Consider the following 5,161-nt stretch of genomic DNA (forward strand, 5'->3'; position numbering starts at 1 on the left):
CCGCAGGTCGCTCTGCGGAACGCAGGCGACCTGCGGAGCCTCGCCGCCGACAAGGGCTACGACGATATGGGTTTCCGCGAGGAGCTTCGCGCAGAAGGCGTTCGACCGCTGATCAAGCATCGCGTCTTCGCACCGTACGACCACGCGCACAACGCCCGGATCGACGATGACCTCTACAACCAGCGGTCGGTGTGTGAGACGGTGAATTCGGTGATTAAGCGCTCGTACGGCTCCGCCGTCCGAGCGCGAGCGTGGTATCGCCAGTTTCGTGAAATTGTGCTCGCCGCCGCAGTCTACAACGTCGAACAAGCCGTGAAACAGTGAATCCCGTCGCCCTCTGCGGATTCAATGAAGCCGATGGAATCAGAAGAGACAACGTGTCCTCCCGGGGAAACCAGTGACAGCATCGTCGTCGAGGTGGCTGCCATCCCTGAGGCAAACGCCAATCCATGGGCACCCCCTTCGAGGCGAGCTAACTGCTCTTCGAGGGCTGCCCGTGTTGGGTTGCTCTCACGTGAGTAATCGTGTTCATTCGCTTTCTCCCCGCTTTCCCACTCGAATGTGGTCGAGAGATGAATCGGTGAGACGACATCGTTCGTACCATTTCTATGAGAGCGCGTTTCGGTCAGAGCTTCGCCGACGGCGACGGTCGCGAATCGATTCTTGTTGGGCCGATTATCGTGTCGTGTCATGGGTAAGTAACGACGGGATCCGTTCGGGCGATACAACGATTTCCGATACAGTTGGCCTGTCCATCGAAGTGTTTACCGTCGCGATGAATAATTGTGGAGAACAAGGCCAGATTGGCCAGAGACGAAACCCGAGATGACTGCAGCTCAGCGTGTGCTCCGGGGCGAAATTTCACCTCTCGGGAAGGGAAGCGTCTTATTCTTGGGAATGAATAATCCGTGTGATGTATCTTGTTACGTTCCGCCTCGATCCGGGTGAATACGATGCGGAGTTCCACGAGTTGAATGACGCGATACAGGTGGCTGCGGAGGAAACAGAGGGGTATCTGGGGAAGCGGACGTGGCACGCCCCGGAGAGTGAGGAAGTTCTTGTCGTGTACTACTGGGAGTCGTTGGACGCGCTTGAGTCGTTTGGAGCAGATTCTGACCACAAACGGGCGAAACGGCGGTGGACAGAGTGGTACGAAGCATACGAAGTCACTGTGACCGAGGTCGTCGAAGCATACGGGAGTGGGTTCGGCGACGACGCTGATCCACCTGTATAGGACATTGCTCCAGTTCGGTCGTGGAACCAAGGAACGGCGTGGTAAGTCTCGACACTTCATCTAACGATTACACCTATCCGTCCTGTCGCGACTGCGGATTTCAACAGACCTGGATTAATTGTACTCACCGCGAGCTAACCGGATCACCCGGTTTCACTCGCTGGCTCAGAAATACAGGACCGACAATAGAATCCATCCAACTCCTGCTCCGGGGCATAAATAACGAACTGAGCGGCGGAACCACAGTCCTGGCATCGTCGGGAAGCGTTCTTACTACCTAATTCGATGAAGGACTCCACTCTCTGTTGGAGTGCCCAGAGAGCACCGAATGGTGCCTCCCCAGAGTTCCGCTTCTCCTGGACCCACGAATCGAAATCTACCTTGGCAGTACGTGTGAATTCCCCACCTTCGAACACGTCGCCGAGTTCCCTGGGAGGTTCAAACAAATCTTCCCATGGCTGCCGGTTCCAGAGAGACTGGGCAACCGTATCAACGAACTCTGGCGGCATTGAGGCTGGTGGCAATTCACTGCTTAGTACAGCCTGACTCAGTAGTCCTTGCAGTTTGAACTGGCCGATATCGGAGGGGCGGAATATCGAGTCCCATGGCTGGCTTCGCCAGATCTCAAGCGTAGTTCGATCGATCCACTCAGTTGGGAGCAGGACTCTGCCTGCTTCATCGGAAAGTTCGTCGTCCCAATCTGATACTCGTCGCTCTTGGAGCTGGTCGAAGGCGTTGTCTCGTGATTCCCATCTCGGTTCGTCAGGGACGAAATCAGGCCAAACTGTCTCCCTCGCACGGTGTCGAAAATCAACCTCGGCCAGCTGGCATCTGTCCGTACTGAAATCCCTCTCGTCCACCCACGCAACGGCAAATCCCTGTTCGATGTAATCCGCCGTCGTTTTCGCAATATCCTTTCCTTCGTTCTTGTGCTGGACCTCCACGGCGAGCCCCCGTCCCAATTGTTCGTCGGGTTCCGAGAACACAATCGCAGCGTCTGCATACCGTTGCTCCTTCTCAGAGACAGGCGCAGCAAGTGTGTATTCCATTTCACACGTCTCTATTCGATCACCGAATTCCTGCTCCAAGCGGTCCGCAGCAAGCGACTTCCACTTCATGTGGATCTTCGATTCGCTAACGGACTCGCAGTCTATGCTCCGCCCTCTCTCAGCACCGCCGATGTTCTCTACGTGAAAGAAATGGCGAGCGCGACCATCACTTGACTTTCCTCGTACTCGCATCCGATCTTCGCAGGATGGACACTCAACATCGACCCCTTTCGGCACCTGTCGAGGAGCTTTGTGGTCGCCATCGTGGATCGCAATCCAGGGCATAGGAGGATAGGCATGATGGAAGTCCAAGGGACATAATCCTAGGGCGACAGAAACAGTGCGAAATGGCCGTGCTTTGCTCTTCTCTTCTGAGTGCGAATTGACGACCACCGCAACGAATTTATTGACCCCTGTCGGGTGAGGGGTTCGGCGAGCAGGCGAGCACCTCGGAGTCGTATTCAGATGCCTGTCAGTGACATCTACCCGACGACGTTCGACGAGGATGTACCGACCAAGACCAACACCAACCACTGCCCGGAGTGCGACGGACGCGTCACGCCGAGCGGTGACGAGTCGGTCTGTGAGGACTGTGGACTGGTCGTCGACGAACGGCGACTCGACCGTGGGCCTGAGTGGGGTGGCTACGATGAGGACGAGTGCAGGCGCACTGGCGGAGTTCGCACGGTGTCCAGACACGACCGCGGCCTCTCGACCACGATCGGGCACGGGACTGATTCTCGAGGCAACCAGCTCTCCAGACGAAAACGCCGCCAGCTCGCACGGATGCGTCGCGAACACTCCCGTGGCCAGTACGAGTCCAAAGCCGACCGCAACCTCATGCACGGCTTCACCGAAATCCGGCGTATCGTCGGCGCCCTGAGCCTCGGTGACTCGCTCCGCGACCAGGCCTGTTCCCTGTTCCGGACTGCTCAGTCCGAAAACCTGCTTCGAGGCAGATCTATCGAAGGCATCGCAGCGGCGTGTGTCTACGCAGCTATCCGGTGCAACGGCCTTCCCAGAACGCTCGACGAGGTCGCGACGCTCGCGCAGGTATCTCAGTCCCGGGTGAAGTCCTGCTACAAGTCGCTCAACGCCGAACTGGGACTGCCCGCAAAGCCGATGACGCCCAGCGAGTTCGTTCCCCAACTCGCCTCGGACCTGGACGTCCCCGATCGACTCCGTCGCCGTGCTCGGGAGTACGCGCGCCGGGCACAGGAGAGCGGTGTGACGACGGGCGTGCGGCCGTCCGGTTTCGCAGCGGCCTGTCTGTACAAGGCTGGCGAGAGCACGATCCTCACGCAGGACGACGTGGCCGAGGCTGCGGACACGACGCCGGTAACGGTGCGCACGCACTGGCAGACGCTCAACGAGGTCGTCGACTGAGCGTTTGTACTCACCAGCAGGGGTGAGGTGAGACAGAATTTCAACCGAGAACCATCCCCTGTCACGACTGTCGTTCACGAACCGAGTCCGCAAACGTGCCGAGTACGAGGCCTTCGAGTTCCAGCTCACCGGCGACGCTGTCCTTGTGACCAACTGCAGTCACAACGACCAAGATGAGCATCGATACCTGGTCCGGGTCGTCGACGGCGTTCCCACCCACTGTACATGCCCTGCTGACGAACACTACGACGACGCTTGCAAGCATCGCGTCGCCGTCGCGATCCGTGGTCCAGTCCTCAATGCGGCTGTAGATGCGACGGTCGCGACGGACGGTGGGAGCGTCGTCAGCAAGTCAGAGGACACTGGAACGGAGGAGAGGCCGGGATGTGAGTGTGACAAACTCCCCGACGGAGTCCCGTGCTGGCCCTGCTACCGTGACGGAGAAGCGACGTTCGAACCTGTCGACCGATCGTTGCACACTCCCTGACGGATCGCTCGGCGTGGAGCCAGTTTGTGGCGCTGGCAACAGGGTGCCAGCGTGCAAGATTGGGCACCGCGATGCCGACCCCCGTCGATGCGCTGGTGAGTGTGATTCCATGCACCAGATAATCTACGCGCTCGTCGAGGCAGAGTCCGAAGAAGACGCTCTCGAACAGGCGACAGTGACCTTCGACCGACTCGTCGGCGCGCGACTCGACGAACAGCCCGTGTTCGATTACTACGTCACCTTCGACGACGAGGACGCAACAGTCGCCGGGAAAGCCCGCTGGGGTGAGCAGCCGGTCGCTGCTCGCGTCGACTCTCACGAGGGTGCACGGCTGCTCAAACGCGGCTGGGATGCCACCGTCGCTGAGTTCGAACGTAACCTCGAGAAGGTCGATAATGCGCTTGATGAAATGACCGTCGAGGAGCTGATGCACGACAAAGCGCTCGTTCGCCACGCCTGCAACAACATCGGTTCGTTCCGTGGACACTCGCTGTTCCTCTATGACGGCCACGCGAACGGGATCAGGAACCGGTCACACCTCGACCGTGTTCTGGACTCGTCCGAATCGCTGTGGATCGTCCCTGCCGACGTTCACTACTGACGCGAATCAGTTAACCCCAGATTTTCTCTACTCTAATCAGAGGGTGTCATAGAACGATTACCACACCAAGGAGCAGGGTGAACGCTGAGGTGGAATGAGTTCAGCGACCCTGCAAGATGCTCCTTCGGTAGAGACGTTCTTCAATGTCGCGGAGACCGAGACACTAGCGTTGTTTGAGCATCTCTCCTTCGAGTTTCTCGAAGAGTTCGACGTGTTCGCCCCGGCGGAGACGGGGCGAACACGAGATCACGAACCACCAGAGCTGATGCGTGGGTTCCTTCATTGCTACTACCACGATATCTACGGGATTCGCCCGGTTGAGCGGGAGCTTCGGAACACGGTTGTCTGGCTGAGCTGTGGCTTCGATCGACCGCCGTCGAGAGACGCGGTCGATCGCTTTCTCA

The 5,161-nt window shown here is 58.5% G+C and carries 7 protein-coding genes and 2 pseudogenes; 6 read left to right on the top strand and 3 right to left on the bottom strand.

Features of this window, described 5'->3' with window-relative positions; translation table 11 throughout:
* A partial coding sequence (locus tag BLT27_RS18785; protein WP_139172439.1) for a transposase occupies nucleotides 1-324 on the top strand: 324 nt, incomplete at its 5' end.
* A 32-nt stretch (nucleotides 325-356) separates the two neighbouring features.
* Here BLT27_RS18785 and BLT27_RS18790 read toward each other — a convergent pair.
* Nucleotides 357-692, bottom strand: a pseudogene (locus BLT27_RS18790) (PLP-dependent transferase); the annotation flags it as partial.
* A gap of 221 nt (nucleotides 693-913) precedes the next feature.
* Here BLT27_RS18790 and BLT27_RS18795 point away from each other — a divergent pair.
* Nucleotides 914-1,234: an antibiotic biosynthesis monooxygenase family protein gene (locus BLT27_RS18795; RefSeq protein ID WP_089736652.1), complete on the top strand. Its 321-nt coding sequence runs from the start codon at nucleotides 914-916 to the stop codon at nucleotides 1,232-1,234.
* Nucleotides 1,235-1,377: 143 nt separating this feature from the next.
* Here the strand turns inward: BLT27_RS18795 and BLT27_RS19460 are convergent, their stop codons facing one another.
* Complete coding sequence (locus BLT27_RS19460) at nucleotides 1,378-2,352, bottom strand: hypothetical protein (protein ID WP_139172440.1); 975 nt, start codon at nucleotides 2,350-2,352, stop codon at nucleotides 1,378-1,380.
* Between the two features lie 396 nt (nucleotides 2,353-2,748).
* On the opposite strand from BLT27_RS19460, the gene BLT27_RS18805 reads away from it, so the two are divergent.
* A complete protein-coding gene (locus BLT27_RS18805) occupies nucleotides 2,749-3,669 on the top strand; it encodes a transcription initiation factor IIB (protein WP_089736656.1) in 921 nt (306 codons plus the stop codon).
* 61 nt (nucleotides 3,670-3,730) lie between these two features.
* On the opposite strand, the gene BLT27_RS20305 is transcribed toward BLT27_RS18805, so the two are convergent.
* Nucleotides 3,731-3,934 (bottom strand): hypothetical protein, encoded by a 204-nt coding sequence (locus BLT27_RS20305; RefSeq protein WP_245707889.1) that lies wholly within the window; start codon nucleotides 3,932-3,934, stop codon nucleotides 3,731-3,733.
* On the opposite strand from BLT27_RS20305, the gene BLT27_RS18810 reads away from it, so the two are divergent.
* From BLT27_RS18810 to BLT27_RS18820, 3 genes and pseudogenes are all read left to right on the top strand, one after another.
* A complete protein-coding gene (locus BLT27_RS18810; protein ID WP_245707887.1) occupies nucleotides 3,857-4,156 on the top strand; it encodes an SWIM zinc finger family protein in 300 nt (99 codons plus the stop codon). The two genes, BLT27_RS20305 and BLT27_RS18810, sit on opposite strands and share 78 nt — an antisense overlap.
* A gap of 109 nt (nucleotides 4,157-4,265) precedes the next feature.
* Nucleotides 4,266-4,757 carry a DUF7995 family protein gene (locus BLT27_RS18815; RefSeq protein ID WP_089736660.1) on the top strand — a complete coding sequence of 164 codons (492 nt, stop codon included), beginning with the start codon at nucleotides 4,266-4,268 and terminating at the stop codon, nucleotides 4,755-4,757.
* A 94-nt stretch (nucleotides 4,758-4,851) separates the two neighbouring features.
* Nucleotides 4,852-5,161 (top strand): annotated as a pseudogene (locus BLT27_RS18820) (IS5/IS1182 family transposase); the annotation flags it as partial.

Source organism: Haloarchaeobius iranensis (genome assembly GCF_900103505.1).
Taxonomy (GTDB): domain Archaea; phylum Halobacteriota; class Halobacteria; order Halobacteriales; family Natrialbaceae; genus Haloarchaeobius; species Haloarchaeobius iranensis.